Source organism: Pseudomaricurvus alkylphenolicus (genome assembly GCF_011683955.1).
Classification (GTDB): domain Bacteria; phylum Pseudomonadota; class Gammaproteobacteria; order Pseudomonadales; family Cellvibrionaceae; genus Pseudomaricurvus; species Pseudomaricurvus alkylphenolicus.
The window spans coordinates 170,698-191,938 of the sequence record NZ_JAAQPI010000010.1; the positions used below are offsets into that span (position 1 = coordinate 170,698).

A 21,241-nucleotide genomic window follows, 5' to 3' on the forward strand; every position below is an offset into this window, starting at 1 on the left:
AAGGTGGAACCCCATGCAACAATACAGAGAGGTGCACAAAAGGACGCTGCTGGCGAGTGCTATCGCCGCTGCATTGGCGATGCCCGTAAACGCTCAGGAAGAAGAGCTGCTTGAGGAAGTAATCGTTACAGGCAGTCGGGCGACCATTCAAAGCGCCATTAATATCAAGCGCGAATCGGCGGAGATTGTCGACGGGCTTTCGGCGACGGATATCGGCGAGCTGCCGGCGCTGTCCATTGGTGAGGCGCTGGAATCCATTACGGGGGCGGCCTCTCACCGAGAGAATGGCGGAGCTACCGAAATTTCCATTCGCGGTCTCGGCCCTTTTCTGAGCTCAACGGTATTCAATGGTCGGGAAGCCACCAACGGTTCGGGCGATCGGTCCGTTAACTTTTCTCAGTTCCCCTCTGAGTTGATGAGCAAGGTTGCCATCTACAAAACGCAAGACGCCGCCCAGATTGAGGGTGGTGTTGCGGGCCAGATCCAGCTGGAGACCATTAAGCCGCTGGACTACGGTAAACGCCGATTCCAGGCGGACATTAAGGGCAATCTCAACCCCGACCAGTTCGATCTTGATGATTCCGCGTCCGGGGATGTTGGTTATCGGGCGACGGGCAGTTATGTCGACCAGTTTGATTTCGGTGACGGGGGCAGTATCGGTATCGCCATTGGCCTGCAACGCAGCGACATCTCCCAGCCGGAGCAGGAGGCCCGTTCCAACAGTCCGACCGGCAGTTCAAACCGTGCCTGTCTGGCGGATCCCTCCAATGCCCAGCAACAGGACCCCACTGATCCCGACGACGACACCGGTCGTGGTTTCTCGAATTTGTCTGTTGCCAACGACGACTGTGAGGACTTTGCCGGCGGCGGCGACTCGGTGAATTACGACGGCGACAACAGTACCGGTTACGACACCCGCGTCGGGTCCGCGGATCTCGGTCAGCCGTTTGTGATCGTGCCCAACGAGCGCGGTTATCGTCAAAATGACACCGAGGATACCCGCGACTCCTTCTTTGGTGCGATCCAGATTCGACCGAATGATCAATTGGACATCAACCTGGATATGCAGTGGTCCGAACGTGTGCAGGAAGAGGATCGTCACGATATCGCCTTTGTGAACATGCGTCGTAATACCGTCGGCACCACTCACGATTCGCTGAATATCAGTGACACAGGCGCTACGTCTTCTTTAACCACAGAAACTCAGATAGAGGCGCGAGGCGAGACCTATAATCGGACGGAAGAATATCTGGGGGGCGGACTGGCGATATCCTGGGATGTCAATGACAGTCTGACATTGTCCACCGATATTTCTTATTCAGAAACCACTCGTACCGAACAACAATTCCTGATTCGCACGCAAACGGATCCACGATTCCTGACGGCGTGGGAGCGGGGCAGCAGTGATGCCGGCAGTTACACCATCGAAGACGCTGATCCGACCGATCACGATCTCTTTGTTGACCGCTATCGTGCCCGTATCGACAATGACCTGGACAGAACCAATACCACCAAGGCCATTCGATTCGATCTGGATTATGCGCTCGATAAAGGTCCGATTACGGGTATTGACGCCGGTGTGCGATTTTCAACACTGGAGTACTATTCGTTGGCCGGCGCCCGTAATCAGTTTGAGATTCGCAACGGCCGCAGCAACTCCGCCAACGGGGTGACTCGCACCGAGGAGGAGAGTGAGGCCAAGCTTGCTGAACTGAACGAGGCTTGCCGCATCGACTTTCAGGAGGGCAATGAGTTTCTGGAGTCTGAACGCAGTGGCGATTTGTTTACCACCGTTGATGAAGACGGCAATGTGATCAGCAGTGGTAACAGTTGGGCCTCGTTCGACACCGTTTGTATGGTCGAGGGAGTAGCGGAGTTCTTTGGTGCCAGCACGGCTTACCCGGAATTGGTGCCCGGTTCATCCACCATTGATGTGACCGAAGATACCTTTGCAGCCTACCTCCAGGCCCGTTACGAAATTGAACTGGGTGGTATTCCCGTGCGGGGTAAGTTTGGTCTGCGAATGGTCGACACCGAAGTGGAATCCGTCGGTATTCGGTCTGCCTACGAGCTTGATGACAGCGACCCGGAAAACCTGGCACTGATCGAGCTCGATGTCACTGAAACTGTCAAGGCATCAGAGGGGTACACCGAGTGGTTGCCGAGCTTTAGCTTTGTCGCCGATATTGCCGAAGACAAGACCGTTCGTGGTGGCGTATTTAAAGGTTTGTCACGGGCCGATCCTTCCGACATGGGTTTCTCTCGTTCCTTCACCACCGTGTCGAACGAAGACAGCGGCATTACCAACGTTAATGACCTGATTTCCAGCGTCAATGCTTCCGGAAACCCCGGCTTCGAGCCTCTCACGTCCTGGAACTATGACCTGTCATTCGAGTGGTACCCCAACGAAGACTCCATTGTCGCCCTGGGGGTTTACTATAAAGACTTCGTGGGTGGTTTCGAAAACGTGGTCACCAACGAGACCTATACCGTTGACGGCACCCAGATCACCGTACCGGTGACCATTAGCCAGACCAACGAGGACGAAAGTACCTTGTACGGCTTTGAGCTGACGGCATCGACACGATTCTCAATGCTGCCCGAGCCTTTCAACGGGTTGGGTGCCAAAGTCAGCTACAACTGGGCGGACTCGGATTTCGAATTCGAAGACAGTAACCTGGGTGAGCGCGGTTTTACCGACGAAAATGGCCAGTTTGTTCAAACCAATGTGGGTATCGTGGCACCGGCGAACATTCCCGGCTTTTCGGAGGAGACTTTCTCTGGCCAGATCTACTATCAGATCGGTGACTTCGATGCCTCGTTGATCTACAAGTATCGCAGCGAGTACTTCCAGCCCTACACCTCCAATGGTACACGCCTGAGATATGTGGGCGACGTGGGTGTCTGGGAGGCGAGAGCGTCCTACCAGCTGACCGATACCCTGCGACTCTCGTTTGAGGCGATCAACCTCTTCGATGAACCCAAAACCCAATACTTCTATACGGACGACAACCTGGGTGAATTGAATGTCTATGGCCCCAGGGTCTTTATCGGTCTGAGCGCCAAGATCTAAACAACCAGGGGTGGTGTACGGGGGAAAACTCCCGGCCCACCCTTTTTTTTCCCATAAACAGTCAACTTATTCGGAGAGGATGAAGTATGCAGGTGAAAAATCTCCGCTGGTGGGTGATCGCATTGATCGCTCTGGCCACCATTATCAATTACATCGACCGCCAAACCCTTAATGTGTTGTGGCCGGAGATATCCGTAGAGCTCTACCCGGACAAAACCGATGACGAGCGCAAAGAGATCTATGCGTTTATCTCCGTCGTGTTTGTTTTCTCCTACGCTTTTGGGCAGGCGATTTTTGGCAAGATTTTTGACTGGGTTGGCACCCGTATCGGGTTTGCACTGTCAATCGGTATCTGGTCCATCGCGACGGCAGCTCACGCACTGGCTCGCGGGCTGGTGACCTTCAGTATCTTTCGGGCGATTTTGGGCGTTGCCGAGGCGGGCAACTGGCCGGGGGCGACCAAGGGCAATGCCGAGTGGTTCCCGACCAAGGAACGCGCGCTGGCCCAGGGGATTTTCAACTCGGGTGCAGCCATCGGTGGCATTATCTCCATCCCGTTGATTGCGTTTCTCACCGTGCATTTCAGCTGGAAAGCCATCTTTATTCTGGTGGGCACCGTTGGTTTGTTGTGGCTGATTCCCTGGATGATCCTGGTGAAAGCGCCCCCCAGGAAGCACCCCTGGATAACGCCGGAGGAGCGTGAATACATTCTTAACGGGCAGCAAAACACTCAGCTCGAAGACGCTGCCAGCGGTGAGGATGGTTACAATCCCTCGACTTCGGAAATGCTGTCGCGCAAGCAGAGCTGGGCGGTGATTATTGCATCGGCAGCCATTGACCCGATCTGGTGGCTGTTTGTCTTCTGGATTCCGATTTACCTGTCCGAAGTCTTTGGCATGGATGTCAAAACCATTGGTATCTATGGTTGGGTTCCCTATGTTGGGGCCATGCTCGGCGCCTGGTTTGGCGGGCTGCTGGCACAAAACCGGCTTAAGGTGGGGTGGTCTGTGGATCGCACCCGCAAATTCACCATCTCGCTGGGCTGTCTGACCATGTTGCCGGCATTGTTGGCGATGGCCAACCCCGGAGAGCCGGTGAACGCCGTGCTGTTGATGGCTGTGATTCTGTTTGGGTTTCAAACCGCAATCGGCAATGTTCAAACCCTGCCCAGTGATCTTTACGGAGGCAGTACCGTGGGAACCTTGGCGGGCTTTGCCGGTATGGCGGCCAAGTTGGCCGCGGCTGCACTGACTTCACTGGTGCCCTGGCTGACTTCCGGCGGCAACTATACGCCGGCTTTTGTGATTGGTGCCGGGCTGGCGGTAACGGCGATGGCCAGTATCTGGCTCTTGTGTCCGAAAATCGAACCGCTGAAACCCAAGGATGCCGAAGTCAGTGCTGAGAAGTTATCAGCCCATTGAATTAATGGGCTGAATTTCCCCCTTTCTCCCTAAAAAAGGCAGGTAACTGCGAACAACAATGACGATGATCGTAAACAACGTAATACGGCTTCTGACGCTGATGACGCTAATCTTCCCATTAATCGGGCACGCATCGGAGCATCCGCGCCTGATTTTGACCAAGGACGGTGTCGACACCATCAGAAAGAACCTGGGCCAGGTGCCGCTGTTTGACGCCTCGGTAGAGCGAGTCAAGGAAGCGGTGGACGCGGAAATTGCGCTGGGTATCGATACCCCCATCCCGAGGGATTACTCCGGCGGCTATACCCACGAACGGCATAAGCGTAACTTTCGCACCGCCCAGCAAGCCGGCGCCTTATTCCAGATCCTGCAGGATGAAAAGTACGCTCGCTACGTGCGGGATATGCTGTTCCAGTATGAAGCCATGTACAAGGACCTGCCGGTTCACCCCAAAGAGCGCTCTTATGCCCGTGGCAAACTCTTTTGGCAGTGCCTGAATGACAGCAATTGGTTGGTATTTATGGCCCAGGCCTACGATGCCATCTACACCTGGCTGTCTGAACGTGAACGGCAGCAATTGAATCGCAATCTGTTCCGGCCCTTCGCCGACTTTATCTCTCTGCAAAATCCAAAGTTCTACAACCGGGTCCATAACCACAGCACCTGGGGGAATGCGGCCGTGGGTATGATCGGCTTGGTGATGAACGATGAGGAACTGATCGCAAGAGCATTGTACGGTATTGCTGATGATGGACTGGAAGCGGGTCTCAAGGATGACGATGGTGGTTTTATCAAGGTAGAAGGGCAGAAGGCGGGGTTTCTGGCCAATCTGGAGGAACCTTTCTCCCCCGATGGCTACTACACAGAAGGGCCCTATTACCAGCGTTACGCCATGTACCCGTTTTTGATCTTCGCGATTGCCATGCACAACGCCAGGCCGGAAATGAAAGTGTTTGAACACAAGGATGGCGTACTGCTCAAAGCGGTTGATGCGTTGCTGAATCTTACGGATGCCGATGGTGAGTTCTTCCCATTGAACGATGGACAAAAGGGTATGTCCTATCACTCCGGGAGTCTGGTGACCGCTGTTGATATTGCCTATCACTATGGCAACAGGAATCCGCAACTGCTCAGTATTGCCCACACGCAAAATCAGGTACTGCTGGACCAGGCGGGTCTACAGGTTGCCATGGATATTCGCGACGGAAAAACCCAACCGTTTCTCAAGCAATCCGTGAATCTTACCGACGGGCCGGATGGCACCCAGGGTGGTGTTGGCGTACTGCGTTACGGCGACGAAGACTTGAGCCTGGTGTTTAAATACGCCGCACAGGGCTTGAGCCATGGTCACTATGACAAGTTATCCTACTCTTTGTATGACAAGGGCGATGAGGTTATTCAGGACTACGGTCTCACCCGCTTTGTCAATATTGAGCAAAAAGGTGGCGGCAACTATTTAAAGGAAAACAAAACCTGGGCAAAGCAGACCATCGCCCATAACACCTTGACGCTGAACCAGGCGTCTCACTTTAACGGCGACTATGCCACGGGCAGCCAACATCACTCGGAACTGCACTTTTTCGATGCGTCTCGCAGTGATGTACAGGTGTTAAGCGCAAGGGAAACCAACGCGTATCCGGGTACGGAAATGCACCGGACCATGGCAATGATCAAGAGTCCGACTTTTGAGAAACCTTTTGTTCTGGACATCATGAAGGTGGTGTCGGGTACCCGCAACGAATACGACCTGCCGCTTTATTTCATGGGGCAGGTGATGAAAACGAACTTTGCGTATCAGTCGCCACCGAGCTTGAATCCACTGGGTAATAAAAATGGCTACCAGCACCTGTATCTGGAGGCGAAAGGCTATCCGGCTTCCGAAACCACACAGCTCAGCTGGTTGAATCAAGGCAAGTTTTATACATTGACCTCCAGCACGAGCACGACGGATGAGTTATTGTTCGCCAGATTGGGCGCCAATGACCCCGACTTCAATCTTCGCAGGGATGCCGCACTGATTATTCGCCGGAGAGATACGGGTAACACGGTATTTGCCTCGGCAATCGAGCCCCACGGCAGCTATAGCCCGGTGTCCGAATTGTCTGTCAATTCCAGCAGCAATATTTCCAACCTTAAGGTGATGGCCGACAATAGTGACTATACGGCCGTCGCTATCGAAGACAGAAAGAAACAGCTGAGTGTGTTTATCGTTGCCAATAAAGACGTATCGGCATCCAAACGCCACAAATTGAAAATCGGCCAGCAGCTGTATCGTTGGAAGGGCCCCTATCACTTTGCTATCGAAGAGTAGAACTCCGGGGTAAACTTGGACCTCCAGCCTATTCGTGCGACTATACGCGACGTATATGGAGTTACCGAGATTGACCATGGTTCGTGCAATAGCCCTTGGCCTGCTTTTCATTCAGAACATCCTGCTGACCACTTACGCCCTCGCTGACAGCTCAACCGATCCAACAGAAGTCGAGGTGGTCTATCCACAGCTGGAGCGGCGTGGCCCGTCGTTGCGGCTGGTGGGTACGGTGGAGGCGGTGCAGCACGCGCAACTGGCCAGTGAGCAGCCCGGTCGCGTCGATCACATCTATGTGGAAGTCGGCGATACCGTCAAGCGGGGCCAGCCTTTGCTTCGGCTGGACGATTCTCTGGCAAAACTGACGGCGGCAGAAACCGCGTCGCGGGTGGAGGCGGCAAAAATTGCGGTGGCCGAAGCCAGGCGCTTGCTGCAGGAAGTCGAACCCCTGTCGGAGCGACAGGTTATCGCCGCGACTGTGGTGCAAGAGCGCCGCGCTCAGCTGGCGTCTGCCACCGCAACCCTGGCTCAGGAGCAGGCCACTTTGGCTTATCGTCGCAAGATTGTCGACAAGCACACCCTGATGGCGCCCTTTGCCGGTCTGGTGGAAGATCGGGCCGTGTCCGTGGGGGAGTGGTTGACGCCCCAATCGGTGCCGTTCCGGCTGGTCAGCAGCGATACACTCCGGGTGCGTATTCACATACCGCAGGAGTATTACTTTTCTCTCCGTCACAGCCCTGACCCCGATGTTGCCGTTCACCACGATAAACTGGCGTCTCCTTTGATCGGGCTGGCCATCGATCGTCTGGTGCCGGTATCCCAGCAGACCACCCGCTCCATGCCGGCATTGATTAATCTGCCACCCGCAAGCCCCCTTGTGCCCGGCATGTCCGCCGAAGTGGTGATTACCCTGGGCGCCGACAATAACAACAACGTCTGGGTACCCGTCAGTGCACTGAAGATACACCCGGACGGCGGTAATAGTCTGATTACGGTCGTCGATGGCAAAGCCAAGCGCCTGAAAGTCTCGATTGTCGAAAACCGCAACCATGTTGCCCTGGTCACCGGCATTCCCCAGGGGGCACCGGTGGTATCGACCGGGGTCGAGTTAATCAAAGACGGGATGGCACTGCGCATTACCCATACCCGGGAGTTTGAACTGTGATTGAGGCGGCCGTAAAACGCGGCCTGTTGGTAGCCGTTGTTGTACTTATCACCTGCCTGCTGGGTATTGTTGCCAGTCTCACCATCCCGGTGCAGATGATTCCCGATCTGGAGGTGCGAACCATTTCCGTGCGCACGGGATGGCCCGGCGCCACGCCCCAGGATATCGAAAAGGAAATCCTGATTGAGCAGGAGCGTTACCTGCGCAGTCTGCCCAACCTTAAACGCATGACGTCCTATGGTGATATGGGGTCGGGCACGATTGAGCTGGAATTTCCCTTTGGGGTAGAGGTGAATGACGCACTGATCCGGGTGAACAACGCCCTGAGTCAGGTACCGGCTTACCCCGAAAATGTCGATCAGCCCAGGATTACCTCAAGCTCGTTTTCCAGCAACGCGTTTCTGTATTTCCAATTAAGGCCTCTGTCGGGCAACCCCATGCAGCTCGATATGGACTTGTTGCGCGACTACGCGGATGACTATATTCGCCCGCGCATGGAAAGTGTTGAGGGCGTGTCGGAAGTGCGGGTGTATGGTGGTGCTGAGCGACAGATACAGATAATGCTGGATCCGAACAGTCTCGCGCTTCGCTCCCTCAGCATCAGCGATGTTCGCAATGCCATACGCGCGCGCAACCGTGACGTGTCCGCCGGGGATATGGAGAGTGAAAAAAGCCGTTACCTGATCCGCGTGGTTGGTCGATTTGAATCCGTTGCCGACTTGCGAGAACTGATCGTCAGGGAAACCAACGGCAGTATCGTACGGCTTAAAGACATCGCCACCGTCACGCTCGATCACTTTGAAACCCGTGGTTTGTCGTTCTCCAACGGTGAGCGCACCTTGAGTGTATCGGTGCGGCGGGAAAGTGGTTCCAATGTAATTGCCATCAAAAGAGACTTGCTGCCCATTGTTGAGGACCTCAACCAATCCCTGTTGCAACCCAATGGACTCGAGATGGCGCTGTCGACGGATGACGTCCAGTACGTCAGCGCCTCGCTCGGCAACGTCTGGTTCAACCTCAGCCTGGGGGCGACCCTGGCCACGCTGGTGATGTTCTTCTTTCTGCGCTCGGGCCGCGCAACCATGGTGGGGGTGTTGGGTATTCCGATCTGTACCATTGCGGCCTTTCTCGCCTTACACCTGTTTGGGCGCACCATTAACGTGATCTCGCTGGCCGGAGTCGCCTTTGCCATCGGCATGACCGTCGATAACACGGTGGTGGTGCTGGAATCGATCGTACAGCACCGGCGCAAGGGATTGGACCGGCAGCGTGCGGCCATCGACGGTGTCAAAGATGTCTGGCCCGCCGTGTTAGCATCAACGGCGACCACGGTGCTGGTATTCGCTCCGATTCTGTTTGTGGTGCAGGAAGCCGGGCAATTGTATTCTGATATTGCCATTGCTATTTCGGGGGCCATTATTGCCTCGATGCTGGTTGCCCTGTTTGTTGTGCCTGCTGCGCTGGCAGTGGTTGATGTGCGCGATACCGAGGCAAATGCGCTGCCACGAGGTAAACAGCGATTGATATCGCTAAGCCGGCAATTTTTCACCAGTCGCCGGCGTGCGCTGTTTGCCACCGTCGGGTTGGGCCTGAGTATCCCCTTGATCGCGGCACTGGTGATGCCCGCGGCCGAATACCTGCCGGAAGGGGAGGAACCCAAGGCTTTCACCACCATGATTGCACCGCCGAACTACAACCTTACCGAAATGGCCAAAATCGGCGCGGAGCTGCGCCGGTATCTAGACGGCTTTATCCTGGCGGATGAAGAGGACTATGTTCAGGGCAAGACGACGATGCCGCCGCTGGCGTATTACTCCATGAGGGTGTCGGTGGGCCGTATCTGGATACTCAGTGCGCCGGTAGACCCAGGCCATATTAACGACATGATGAACGCCATCTCCGAGAAATTCAGGTCTTACCCAAACATGCGGGCGTTTTCCTCGCGGGGATCCATTATCTCCAGTAACGATGGCGGTACACGGGCCGTTGCTGTGGATATTGCCGGCAGCGACCTTAATGATCTCTATGCCGTTGCCGAGGCGGTCTATCAAGAGGCCGGGGTATTCTTTGACGACCCACAAATCAACTCAGATCCCCGCTCGCTGGAGCTCAATCAGCCGATGATCGAAATTCATCCTCGCTGGAACCGCTTGGCTGAGACCGGCATTAGCAACGGGGAATTCAGTTATACCGTTGCGGCCATGAGTGATGGTGCGTTTGTGGATGAGGTCATTATCAACGACGACAAAATCGACGTGTTTTTGTTTTCCAAGTCCGGCAATCAACAGTCCATCAGAGGCCTGGCGTCCACGCCGGTGGTGACCCCCAGCGGGCATATCTTACCGCTGGATGCACTCGCCGAATTGACGGAAAGCAAAAGCAATAACAGCGTGCGTCGGGTGGATGGCAATCGCACGGTTACGGTTTTTATTATTCCTCCGCGCACCATTGCGCTGGAGACAGCAGAAGAGATCGTACGCACAAAGTTAATTCCTTCGTTGTGGCAACAGGGAAAGATCGCCCAGGGAATCAAACTGACGATTACCGGAGCGGCGGATCAATTGGAAGCCACGCAAACATCCTTGAGCGGCAATTTTCTGATTGCGATTGTGTTGAGTTATCTGCTACTGGTTGCCATTTTGAATCACTGGCGATTTCCTTTGTATATTCTGGCAACCATCCCTTTGGGTATGGCCGGTGGTCTCTTGGGGTTGGTAGTGGTGAACACCGTTTCCGCCGGGCTATCGTCAATGGGAATCAAAGTATTCCATCAGCCCTTCGATATGATTACGATGCTCGGTTTTCTGATTTTACTCGGAACGGTGGTTAATAATCCCATTCTTATCGTTGATCAGGTGCGGCGGTTGGTCACCGAAGAAGCGATGGCGGTAAAGCAGGCGGTGGAAGAAGCCATCAAGCGCCGTCTGCAACCTATCCTGATATCCACATCGACGACCATTTTTGGGCTGGCACCATTAGTTCTGACTGCGGGTGAGGGGACTGAACTCTACAGAGGTGTGGGGATTGTTGTGCTGACAGGGATCTTTGTATCGACCCTGATCAGTTTGACATTCTTGCCGGCGGTGTTGGTGGCGACGCTTAAAGAGAAATAAGCCGAATATAGACAGTAACCTAACGGTTACCGGATTACTGCCTGTCAGCGTTGTTGGGTTTTCAGAAATATTGCTGTTGCGCGTGGCTCGTGTTAGGCGCTTTGTTCTATTTGCCAAGATCGGGCAATTCCGTCAGTCCATTCAGTGGATCGGGCGGGCCTTATCTTCCCAAAGTCTAAAAAGAGAAAACTATGGGCGTCGAGTCTTGCTGGTCTGTAGTCAGCCATGAACGGAAATTAAATTCATACTTTCGCCTTAGGGTGGAGAATGGCACCTGAGGTATACTTAGCTGCCGGCACAGCACGCGTTCTGAGATCGCGTAGGGTGGATTAGCGAAGCGTAATCCACCAAAAACTCTATAGCAGCGACAAAAGGGATTGTTATATGCCAAGCTACAAGAGATTCCGTGTCTCTGGTGGAAGCTATTTCTTCACGGTTAACCTAAAGAATAGAAATCAAAATCTGTTGGTAGAGAACATCGATGTCCTGAGAGAGGTCGTAAGAAATGTTCGTTCTCGTTACCCCTTCAAAATTGACGCGTGTGTTATTTTACCTGATCACTTTCATTGTGTATGGACGCTTCCTGAAGGTGATTCTGATTTTTCCTTAAGATTGCGCTTACTGAAAACAGCGTTCTCAAAGACTATACTGAAAAACCAGTCAAACTCCTTTATTCGTAATGGCCGAAAAGAAGCAGGCATCTGGCAACGACGCTTTTGGGAGCACAAGATTCGAAATCAATCAGACTTCAATGCTCACGTTGACTATGTGCATATCAACCCTGTAAAGCATGGATTGGTATCTCGGGTTAAGGATTGGCCTTGTTCAACATTTCATCGGTATGTAGAGGAAGGCGTGTTACCAATTGATTGGGGTGGAGATATAGAGATAGACATCGGAGCAACCGGAGAGTAATTGGTGGATTACGCTATCGCTAATCCACCCTACACAATAAACAGCCTATATGGCGATTTCAGGATTCGGTTCTATAGCCTAACTTCATTTATCGACGAGAATATTGAATATTGTGAGCCGAGAAGGTCAGGTACGGGTAGGTACCGGTATTTCCTATGGCTTATATCTATCCTTTTAAACCGTCCGCTTCGGACGATCGATCAACAGAATTGCCAGCGTGCGAACCAGTCTCCCTACGAAAAGGAAAATCTTTCTCCAAACCTGCCTCAATATTTCGAAAGCGCGTTTTCCACTGCGACAAAGTATGAAAGAGTTAATGCTGGTTAATTTTTGCTTGGGGACTCGCCCAGAAAATAAGTCGAAAGGCTCAAAATTAATAACTCCGACGCGGCAAATACTGCTCCATATAACTGATCAACGCGATCTTGCTCTCCGAAATATAAAACGGCGTGATACAACGATGCTCGAAGTACGAATGTCTCCAAATCGCGTCAGCAATATCCAGCGAAAGTTCCAGGCGCTTGAGTAAACCTTCGGGTGTTTCCATCCCGGTACTCTCAGACAAAAACAATCCCGCTTGCTCTGCCAGCAGTTGGTTATTGGTGCGGTCGGCAATCTGAATCTCCCGCGACACACCGCTGCCAAGGATCAGCTCCATCGCCATGGGGTGGCGGTTGTAGTAGTCGGTACAGCGGTCGACACACAGGTTCACTCCCTCTTGCCAGCTGGTAATGTTTCCCAGGTCTGATTCGCGGTACAACTTCAACAGTCGTTTCATATGACGATCAGCCAGGCCGTGCAAGAGTGCGGCGGGGGAGGGGAACAGGCGGTAGACGGCCTGGGGGGGAAGCTCTGCCTTTTTGGAAACCTCGGGAATACTCAGTTCCTCCGGGGGAGTACCGCTTTCCAACAGCTCTTCGGCGCAGTAGAGCAGGAATTCGAACCGTTCCTTGCTCTTCTGGCGGCTTGGGACCTTGGGTACCCGTTTGTCTTCGATAATGCTTGTCATCAAGTCTGGCACCTGAGAAATGTGAAAAATTGTACATTATGCGGAGGCGCTACACCATTACAAGCCAGATTTTTCAGTTTATATGTGAATAAATTACCATAAACGGGTTGATATCTCCGGGTATTGGGTATAGCATAGTTCCAAAATGTGAAAAAATTAACAAATTGGCAGCAAGATTCGAGGTTTGGTGGGATGAGCAAAGGTGACGGTCGATGAATAAATCCAGACGCAAACTCATTACCGCCGGTCTCGGGTTGGGCGCGTTAGCCACCATTGCCGCGTTGCGTCCGGGGGACCGTGGTGCAAGCCACAACCGTTATTTTATGAACCTGAGCCGGGCGTTGGACGAGGCAGGGCTGTCGAAGCCAACGCTGGTGATTGATCGGCAGCTGATGCGCAACAATATCACCGCACTGACAGGATTTATGCAGGGGCGCTTCGATTATCGTATTGTCGGCAAGTCCTTGCCCTCGGTTCCTCTGCTGGAGGAAGTCATGCAACAGTCGGGCAGCCGTCGACTGATGATGTTTCATCAACCGTTTTTGAACCTGGTGGCTCGTCGCCTGCCGCACGCGGAGGTGTTGTTGGGCAAGCCTATGCCAGTCCGTGCCGCGGCGAATTTCTACCAACAGTGGTCAGCGCAGAGCGGTTTCGCACCTGAGCGTCAGCTGCAGTGGTTGATCGATAGTGAAGAGCGATTGCTGCAGTATCAGCGCCTGGTTGCGGATCTGAAAACCCCGGTCAACGTTAACATTGAGTTGGATGTCGGTTTCCACCGCGGCGGTGTTCAATCCGATGCGGAATTGGGCCGCATGTTGACCCTGATCGAGCAGGATGCCGGTTTGAATCTGAGTGGATTTATGGGTTACGAGCCACACGTCGCCAAGTTGCCCGGGGACAAGCTGGCATGGCGCGACCAGGCCATGGCAATTTATGAACAACGGTTGCAGGCCGCGGAGGCGACACTGGGACGCAGTGTTCGGCAACTGACCCTCAACGGCGCGGGCAGCCCCACTTACCGATATTATGATCGCGGTGATTTTCCTCTCAATGAGTTGGCGGCGGGGTCTTGCCTGGTCAAACCGTCGGACTTCGACTCGCCGGTATTGGCAGAGCACCAGCCAGCGGCCTTTATCGCAACGCCGGTGCTAAAGTCCCTGTCACGCACTGAGTTGCCGGGTCCGTCCGGTGTCAGCAAGGCCATGGCGCTCTGGAATCCCAATCGACAGCAGACCTTTTATACCTATGGCGGATACTGGAAAGCGATCCCCTGGTCTCCGCAGGGCTTAAGCATTAATCCACTGTTTGGCCGCTCCAGTAACCAGGAAATGTACAACGGTTCGCGCAGCGTGAATCTGGCACCGGACGACTGGATGTTTTTCCGCCCGACGCAAAGCGAGTCGGTATTTCTGCAGTTTGGCGATATCGCTGTTTATGAAGACGGTGACATTGTCGGTTCCTGGCCGGTGTTTAGCGCCTGACCACTCAATTGTGCGACAACCGAAGAGGTGAATCGGTGAAATTATTTTCAACACTGATGGCGGTTTGTGTGTTTACGACATTGGGCTCCAGTGCCCGAGCGCAGATCAGCCCTCAACAGATTCAGCAGCTTAGTAACAGCTGCACTCAATGCCACGCCAACCCCGAGTTGGGAGCACCGCTAATGGGAGACAGCAAGCACTGGCAGCGCATCCTCAGCAAGGGTGAAGACCAGGTGATTCTGAATGTGGTCAACGGGTTGGGCTCCATGCCGCCCATGGGTTACTGCAGTTCCTGCAGCGAAGAAGATTTGCGGGCCATCGTGCGATTGATGGCTGCACAATGAGGTGAGTGTATGACGGGGCGTAGAGAATTTCTGAAAAAGAGTGCGATACTGACGGCGGGTGCCGCCGCCGCTTCACTAACGACTGGTTGTCGGGAGTCGGCTATCGACACCTCAGCCCTGCCGCAAGTGTCGGCGGTGGAGGCGGGCAAGCCTTTGCCTTGGACCAACTGGGCGGCCAACCATCGCTGCCACCCTCAGCAGAAGCTGTCGCCCACCAATGAGCAAGAGCTGGTCGATGCGCTGAAAAATGCCAAGGGGATTGTACGACCGGTGGGTTCCGGCCATTCTTTCTCACCGGTAGTGCCCACCGACGATACTCTGATTGCCACGGATCTGATGAGTGGGGTGATCAGTCACGACTCGGAGCGGCAACAGGCTGAGGTTTGGGGTGGAACCCGTATTCATAATCTGGGGCCTCTGTTGGCCGGTGTCGGTCAGGCTCTGCCTAATCAACCGGACATGGACTACCCGACAATTGCCGGTGCCGTCTCCACCTCGGTGCATGGTACCGGCATTAAGTTCGGTTCCATGTCGGATTATGTGGTGGGGCTGAAACTGGCAACACCCAACGGCGATCTGGTGGAGTGTTCGGCCGGGCGCAATCCGCAACTGTTTAAAGCAGCTCGCACTTCGCTGGGTGCGCTGGGGGTGATTGCCAGTGTGACTCTGCAGAATGTATCAGCGTTTGAGCTGACCGAGACAACCAGGGTTGAAGCCACAGAAGACCTGCTGGATGACCTCGATAACCGTTTTTCCGGGCATCGCCACTTTGAATTTTTCCCCATTCCCTATACCGACCTGTCATTGGCGGTGTACACCGATCCGGCGCGACCGGGAGACAATAATCAGGGTGAGGAAGATCCCGGTGCCGTCAATCAGCTGAAAAAGGCGTTTGACGCGCTGGATTGGATGCCGGTCGTTGGTCCGGCGATTTACGAGCGGGCAATCAGCAATATTCTGGCGGGAGAGTCGGACACGGTTCGCACCGGTCCTTCTTATCAGGTATTTGCCCATCACCGCATCTTCCGCTTTCGCGAAATGGAATACACCGTACCTGTGGAGTTCGGGCCGGATTGTCTGCGGGAAATATTATCTGTGGTGCGCAAGAAAAATCTGCCGTTATCCTTTCCCATCGAGTACCGCCATGTAAAATCCGATGATATTTGGCTGTCGATGTTCGAGGGTAAGGACGGAGCTTCCATTTCGATTCACCAATATGGTGATCGCGGCTACAAAGCCTTGTTCGCAGAAATCGAACCCATCTTCTGGAAGTACCAAGGCCGACCACATTGGGGTAAAATTCATACCCTGGGATCGGAGCAACTTGCCGGTTTATATCCTCACTGGCGGGAGTTTACTGAGATGCGCCGTGAACTCGATCCCAGCGGAAAAATGCTTAATGAGCATTTGACGAGGGTGTTCGGTTAGGATTGCCCGGCAATATGACGCGGCAAATACAGCTCCAGGTAGGTCGTTGCCGCCCGTATGCTCTCCCTAAAATAGAAGTCTGTAATCCCTCCCTGTGAGAAGTAAGATTGACTCCATATCGCGTCGACAATATCAATTGAAATTTCGAGCTGTTCAATAGGAATGGCCATGCCACCGCTACGTTCCTGCAAATTCTGAATGGCATTTTCAGCCAGTCGCGTGACGTTTGCCCTATCGGCAATGCGCACATCCTTGGAAACGGATGAGCCAAGAATCAATTCCATCGCCAATGGGTAGTCTTGATAAAACTCCCGGGTAAGGGTGAGACCGTATTCAAGGTTTCCCTGCCAGGTTGAGTTTTGGCTGTAATCCGCCGCCATCAGTTTCTCTGTCATCCGGTCCAGGTAGCGTTGCGCCAGCGCGTAGACGATGGCGGCAGCGGAAGGAAACAGACGATAGACGGATTGCGCCTGCAGCTCGGCTTTATCCGCCACTTCATAGATGGCGATTTCTTCGATTTCCCCTTGTTCCAGTATTGTCTCGGCACAATCCAGAATGTGCTCAAATCGCTCCCGGCTACGTTGCTGGGTGGGTACTTTGGGGATTCGCTTGTTGGTGGAGACCGCTTCCGGCATGTGTTACCTCGCCAAGTGAATATTGTGACAAATATAACACATATATTTTCACAAAAGCGCATTTCTGTTTTTCATTACCCAAAATCGTTATAAATATGACAATAATGGCTTGACCAGGACTCTCTGCAAGAGTAGTCTTGCTATTAATGTCATAAATATAACGATATTTGGTATTGTTTGTGGCATCAAGCTCTAAGATTAGGAGCTTTTCAACACAAATATAACGATTCAGGAGAGTTGAAATGAGCTGCAACGTGTTTAAAAAAGCAACGTTGGCTTCGGCAATGATTTTAGTCCTTACTGGCCAGACGATGGCTGAGGAGTCCTTCGCCCTGGAAGAGATAGTGGTTACCGCACAAAAACGGGCGCAGAGTGTCCAGGACGTACCGATTTCCATTAGTGCCATGTCGGCTGACTTTGTAGGTAAGGTGGGGGCTCAGACCATCGACGATCTGGGGATTCACACGCCGGGTCTTGAAACCCGTGTGACCCAGGCGACCCAACCCCGTATTTATGTTCGCGGTATCACCACCAACGATTTTGGCATCGGCTCCGATCCGGCGGTGGCGGTGTATGTGGACGGAGTATATTCCGGTCGCTCGGGCGCCTCCATGACCGCCTTTCAGGACATCGAAAGGGTTGAAGTATTGAAAGGGCCGCAGGGTACATTATTTGGCAAGAACGCGGCCGCCGGCGCGATTCACTTGATCTCCAATAAGCCCCATCACGATTTCGAGGGAAGTGTGAGCGCCACTATAGGCAATTACGGCAAGCGTAAAATTGAGGGGATGGTGAATGTGCCCCTGAGTGAGACTATGGCACTGCGCGTAAACGTGATGGATAACCACACAGATGGCTATCTGGACAATACCGTCACGGGCGCGGAGTTGGCAGATGAAAATAATGGTGGCGCGCGCGCGATGCTGTCCTGGCAGGCAACTGCCGATACTGATGTGCTGTTCCAAATTGACTATGCCAATGTCGGCCAGAGCGCAGCGGTTGACGTATCGACACTGACGCACAGTGATATTTATGACGAAAATGTCGCCTTGGATACCGATCCACAGGAGACGTTGGAGTTGTGGGGAGGCAGTATCACCGTCGAATCCAACTGGAATCCCCTGACCTTTACTTCAATTACTGCAATCAAGCGTTTTGAAAGTAACAATCTGCGTGACGAGGATGGTACTGATCAATTCTTCCCTGGTTTGGGGGGCGTTGTCTTTAATACGGAGAACGTTGAGGAAAATACCTTTTTTAGCCAGGAGTTGCGCTTAAGCTCCCATGACGCTGACAACTTGCGCTGGACCTTGGGAGCCATGTATTCCAGAGAGCACGGAAAGCAGGACTCCATTGTGAACTTTTCCACGGATATTGTGAATGAGTTTCTCGGCGGATCGGTTTTTGACCCCGGCTTGGTTTACCGCGAAATAGCCAGTGGCGATTTGGTGAGCACCAGTGCAGCGGCCTATGGTGATATGACTTATTCCCTGACGGAAGACCTGAGTGTGACGGCGGGTATTCGATACACTCGTGATCAAAAGGATTATGAGTTGACGGTACCTTCACCGACGGCTGGCAGCCTCCCATCACCTCTGCCTCTCGGGTTGGTGTTCAGCGACATCGTCGCCGGGCACGAGGAAGACGAAAGCTGGAGTAATGTCAGCTATCGATTGGTGTTTGATTATGCTTTTGCCGAAGATGCAATGGTGTATCTGAGCTATGCAACAGGCTATAAGTCGGGTGGCTTTAACTCCACGCGCATTGGCGAGCCAGTTGATGAAGAAACTGTCACCAACCTGGAGCTGGGCCTGAAAAGTACCTGGCTGGATTCGCGCTTGCGTTTCAACGCCGCCGTTTACTCCTATGAGTACGATGATCTTCAGGAGTACGATACCTATACCGGGCCAGTAGGTTTACCGGTGCTGGCGATTCGTAACCAGGACGCCGAAGGCAGCGGTTTTGAGATGGATATCACCTGGGCAGTGACGGAAAATCTGGTCCTGAGTGCCAACTACAACTATCTGGATACAGACATTACCAAATACCCGCTTCTGCCAGGCGAAGATCCTGAGGATGACCGTACCGGTATGTCCCTGCCCAGTACCGCCGATCATTCCTACGGCATTGGCGCGGAGTATAGCGTGACGATCGCCAATGTGGGCGAGTTGGTGTTGCGGACAGACTATAACTACGTCGGCGAACGTGATGGCGCTACGGATTCCGTTGATCCGGCGGACCCTGTCGCCATGGCTGTGACGGGCAGGTATCTCGGTGACTTGGAAGATGCCTACACCAATTTGGCTGCGCGAGTAACATTGGAAAGTGCAGAAGGCGACTGGCGGGTGTCTTTGTGGGGTCAAAATATTACGGATGAAGAATACCTGATTGACTTCAACACCGGCGGTGTCGGAACTTTCTCCAGTATTCGCAATACGCCGAGAGCTTACGGCATCGACGTTGGCTTTCAGTTTTAGCAGGCCTCTCTTGGTGTGATTGCACACTCGGGTTACTAGTGTAGTGGCCCGAGATTTTTCCTGTCTCTTTTGCCTATTAACGTTAGGGAAGTCAATATGAGTCACCCCGTCAACAGACGTGGCCTACTAAAATGGGGCACTGCCATCGGCGCAGCAGCGGTGCTGCCGCGGGTTACCCCGGTATCGGCAAATACCGGCAAGGTTTCCAGTAACGCCTTTGCCATTACCAACAGCATCACGCCCATGAATGCGGCCAACCTGACGCCTCTGCTTTTGCCCATTGCGGAAAAGGTGACCGAGTACGCCCGCTTGCTGAATCAGGACGTCTCATTTATTAATCGTCGCAATATGGTGTCAGACAAGGTTGCTCTTTCACGGGATAAAGTGGCTACCATGCTGGGTATCGACGACCCGCAAGATCTGGCATTTGTCCGTAATACCAGTGAGGCCAATTCCGTCATCAATAACGGACTGGATCTTGGCCGCGGCGATGAAGTCTTAATCTGGAACCAAAACCATCCGACCAACTACCAGAGCTGGAGGTATCGACAGCTGCGGCGGGGTTTTGCGATCCGAGAAGTGTTGTTGCCCGAAGAGGTGACTTCAAATCAACAGATTATCGACGCTTTTGTTTCCCGTTTGAACCCGAAGACTCGTGTTGTGACCTTTAGCGAGCTGTCCAATATCAGTGGTTTGAGAATGCCGGCCAAAGCTCTGTGCAGTGCCGTTCACGATTACAATCCCGACATTTTGGTGCATGTGGATGGTGCCCAGAGTTGGGGGTGTCTGGATCTCAAATTGTCGGATATGGGCTGTGACAGCTTTTCATCCAGTGCTCACAAGTGGTTTATGGGCCCCAGAGGAACCGGGATTCTGTACGTTAATAAAAAGTGGGCTTCGCGTATCTGGCCCAATACTTTGGGGTACGACTTTTTAATGGATTATCCGCTTGAAGAACTTCCCGAGACAGCCCGGCGCTTTGAATGCATAGGGCAACGTGATGTGGCTCCCTATGCGGCGATTGGCCATTGCGTCGATTTGTACAATCAGTTGGGTGGCAGCAAGTTCGTTGAACAACGTATTCAGTCGCTGAGCCAATATGCACTAAACGCATTCGATACCGCCGGCATAAAAGTCAAAACGCCGCGAATGACCGATAAGGGGCATCCTTTGGGGCATGGTGTCATTATTGCGGATTTGGGGAGCAGTCTGTCCGTGTATGGCGCGTTTCTGGCGTTGCACAATCAGGGCATTGCCAGCGCTTTTGTGTCGGGCTCGAAGGTATGTTGTGAAACCCGGGCTCAACCTCCGTCAGATGATTTGCCGACCTACCTTCGCCTGAGTCCACACATCTATAACTCAGAGCGTGATATTGACCGTGCGGTGGCAACCTTAAGACGCATTCAGAACTCAAACTTTGAAATTGTCAAAGAAGTTGTTCGCTTTCTATAGTCGTTCCGTATTTATCGGAGATCGTGTTTATGAACATCAAGAACCAAGTGTCGAGCATAGCCCTTATATGGGGTATGGCCTTCGCAATTTCTGCCCAAGTACCGGAAGATGCGTATATTGCGGAACTCTACGAAGATTCCTGCATGGCCTGCCACGCCAGTGAGCATTCCGGTGCACCGCTGGCCGGCGATAAAGCCGCGTGGACACCGCGATTGAAACAGGGCATGGAGCAGTTGTTGAACAACACCATTGACGGTATTCGTGGCATGCCGGCGTTGGGGTCCTGCGCGGATTGTACTGCAGAAGATTTTGAAGCGCTGATTGCCTTTATGGCGGGTATTGGATCGCAAACCAATAAATCCCATTGAGAGCTATGGCCTATTAGCCCATTTGGCACTTTACTCCGTAGCAGCCCGCTCC

14 protein-coding genes are annotated in these 21,241 nt (G+C 53.3%); 12 read left to right on the forward strand and 2 right to left on the reverse strand.

The features are described 5' to 3' along the window. The first annotated feature begins 13 nt into the window (after positions 1–13). The 6 genes from HBA55_RS23260 to HBA55_RS23285 all read left to right on the forward strand — a co-directional run bounded on the left by HBA55_RS23260 (position 14) and on the right by HBA55_RS23285 (position 11,995). Entirely contained in the window at positions 14–3,073 is a 3,060-nt protein-coding gene (locus HBA55_RS23260; RefSeq protein ID WP_206019939.1) for a TonB-dependent receptor, read from the forward strand. Between the two features lie 86 nt (positions 3,074–3,159). Next, a complete protein-coding gene (locus tag HBA55_RS23265; protein ID WP_166996297.1) occupies positions 3,160–4,494 on the forward strand; it encodes an MFS transporter in 1,335 nt (444 codons plus the stop codon). A gap of 58 nt (positions 4,495–4,552) precedes the next feature. Further along, positions 4,553–6,805, forward strand: a complete 2,253-nt coding sequence (locus tag HBA55_RS23270; protein WP_166996299.1) for a heparinase II/III domain-containing protein — start codon at positions 4,553–4,555, stop codon at positions 6,803–6,805. 76 nt (positions 6,806–6,881) lie between these two features. After that, entirely contained in the window at positions 6,882–7,967 is a 1,086-nt protein-coding gene (locus tag HBA55_RS23275) for an efflux RND transporter periplasmic adaptor subunit (protein WP_166996301.1), read from the forward strand. Next, positions 7,964–11,080: an efflux RND transporter permease subunit gene (locus tag HBA55_RS23280; protein WP_166996303.1), complete on the forward strand. Its 3,117-nt coding sequence runs from the start codon at positions 7,964–7,966 to the stop codon at positions 11,078–11,080. The genes HBA55_RS23275 and HBA55_RS23280 overlap by 4 nt, the downstream gene beginning before the upstream one ends. 384 nt (positions 11,081–11,464) lie before the next feature. Further along, positions 11,465–11,995 carry an REP-associated tyrosine transposase gene (locus tag HBA55_RS23285; RefSeq protein WP_166996305.1) on the forward strand — a complete coding sequence of 177 codons (531 nt, stop codon included), beginning with the start codon at positions 11,465–11,467 and terminating at the stop codon, positions 11,993–11,995. 373 nt (positions 11,996–12,368) lie between these two features. Here the strand turns inward: HBA55_RS23285 and HBA55_RS23290 are convergent, their stop codons facing one another. Beyond that, positions 12,369–13,004: a TetR/AcrR family transcriptional regulator gene (locus HBA55_RS23290; RefSeq protein ID WP_166996307.1), complete on the reverse strand. Its 636-nt coding sequence runs from the start codon at positions 13,002–13,004 to the stop codon at positions 12,369–12,371. A 212-nt stretch (positions 13,005–13,216) separates the two neighbouring features. Between HBA55_RS23290 and HBA55_RS23295 the strand changes: the two genes are divergently transcribed. Genes HBA55_RS23295 through HBA55_RS23305 form a run of 3 tightly spaced genes read left to right on the forward strand, consistent with a single transcriptional unit; the run spans position 13,217 to position 16,257 of the window. Further along, positions 13,217–14,485 carry a DSD1 family PLP-dependent enzyme gene (locus tag HBA55_RS23295; protein ID WP_166996309.1) on the forward strand — a complete coding sequence of 423 codons (1,269 nt, stop codon included), beginning with the start codon at positions 13,217–13,219 and terminating at the stop codon, positions 14,483–14,485. A gap of 35 nt (positions 14,486–14,520) precedes the next feature. After that, on the forward strand, positions 14,521–14,829 hold the full coding sequence (locus HBA55_RS37890; RefSeq protein ID WP_166996311.1) for a c-type cytochrome: 309 nt from the start codon (positions 14,521–14,523) through the stop codon (positions 14,827–14,829). A 9-nt stretch (positions 14,830–14,838) separates the two neighbouring features. Beyond that, positions 14,839–16,257 (forward strand): D-arabinono-1,4-lactone oxidase, encoded by a 1,419-nt coding sequence (locus HBA55_RS23305; RefSeq protein WP_166996313.1) that lies wholly within the window; start codon positions 14,839–14,841, stop codon positions 16,255–16,257. On the opposite strand, the gene HBA55_RS23310 is transcribed toward HBA55_RS23305, so the two are convergent. Next, positions 16,254–16,892 (reverse strand): TetR/AcrR family transcriptional regulator, encoded by a 639-nt coding sequence (locus HBA55_RS23310; protein ID WP_166996315.1) that lies wholly within the window; start codon positions 16,890–16,892, stop codon positions 16,254–16,256. The two genes, HBA55_RS23305 and HBA55_RS23310, sit on opposite strands and share 4 nt — an antisense overlap. A 242-nt stretch (positions 16,893–17,134) precedes the next feature. Between HBA55_RS23310 and HBA55_RS23315 the strand changes: the two genes are divergently transcribed. The 3 genes from HBA55_RS23315 (at position 17,135) to HBA55_RS23325 (ending at position 21,189) form a co-directional block, all read left to right on the forward strand. After that, a complete protein-coding gene (locus tag HBA55_RS23315) occupies positions 17,135–19,369 on the forward strand; it encodes a TonB-dependent receptor (RefSeq protein ID WP_166996317.1) in 2,235 nt (744 codons plus the stop codon). Between the two features lie 96 nt (positions 19,370–19,465). Beyond that, positions 19,466–20,821: an aminotransferase class V-fold PLP-dependent enzyme gene (locus tag HBA55_RS23320; protein WP_166996319.1), complete on the forward strand. Its 1,356-nt coding sequence runs from the start codon at positions 19,466–19,468 to the stop codon at positions 20,819–20,821. A 29-nt stretch (positions 20,822–20,850) separates the two neighbouring features. After that, complete coding sequence (locus HBA55_RS23325) at positions 20,851–21,189, forward strand: c-type cytochrome (RefSeq protein WP_166996321.1); 339 nt, start codon at positions 20,851–20,853, stop codon at positions 21,187–21,189. Positions 21,190–21,241: the final 52 nt, after the last annotated feature.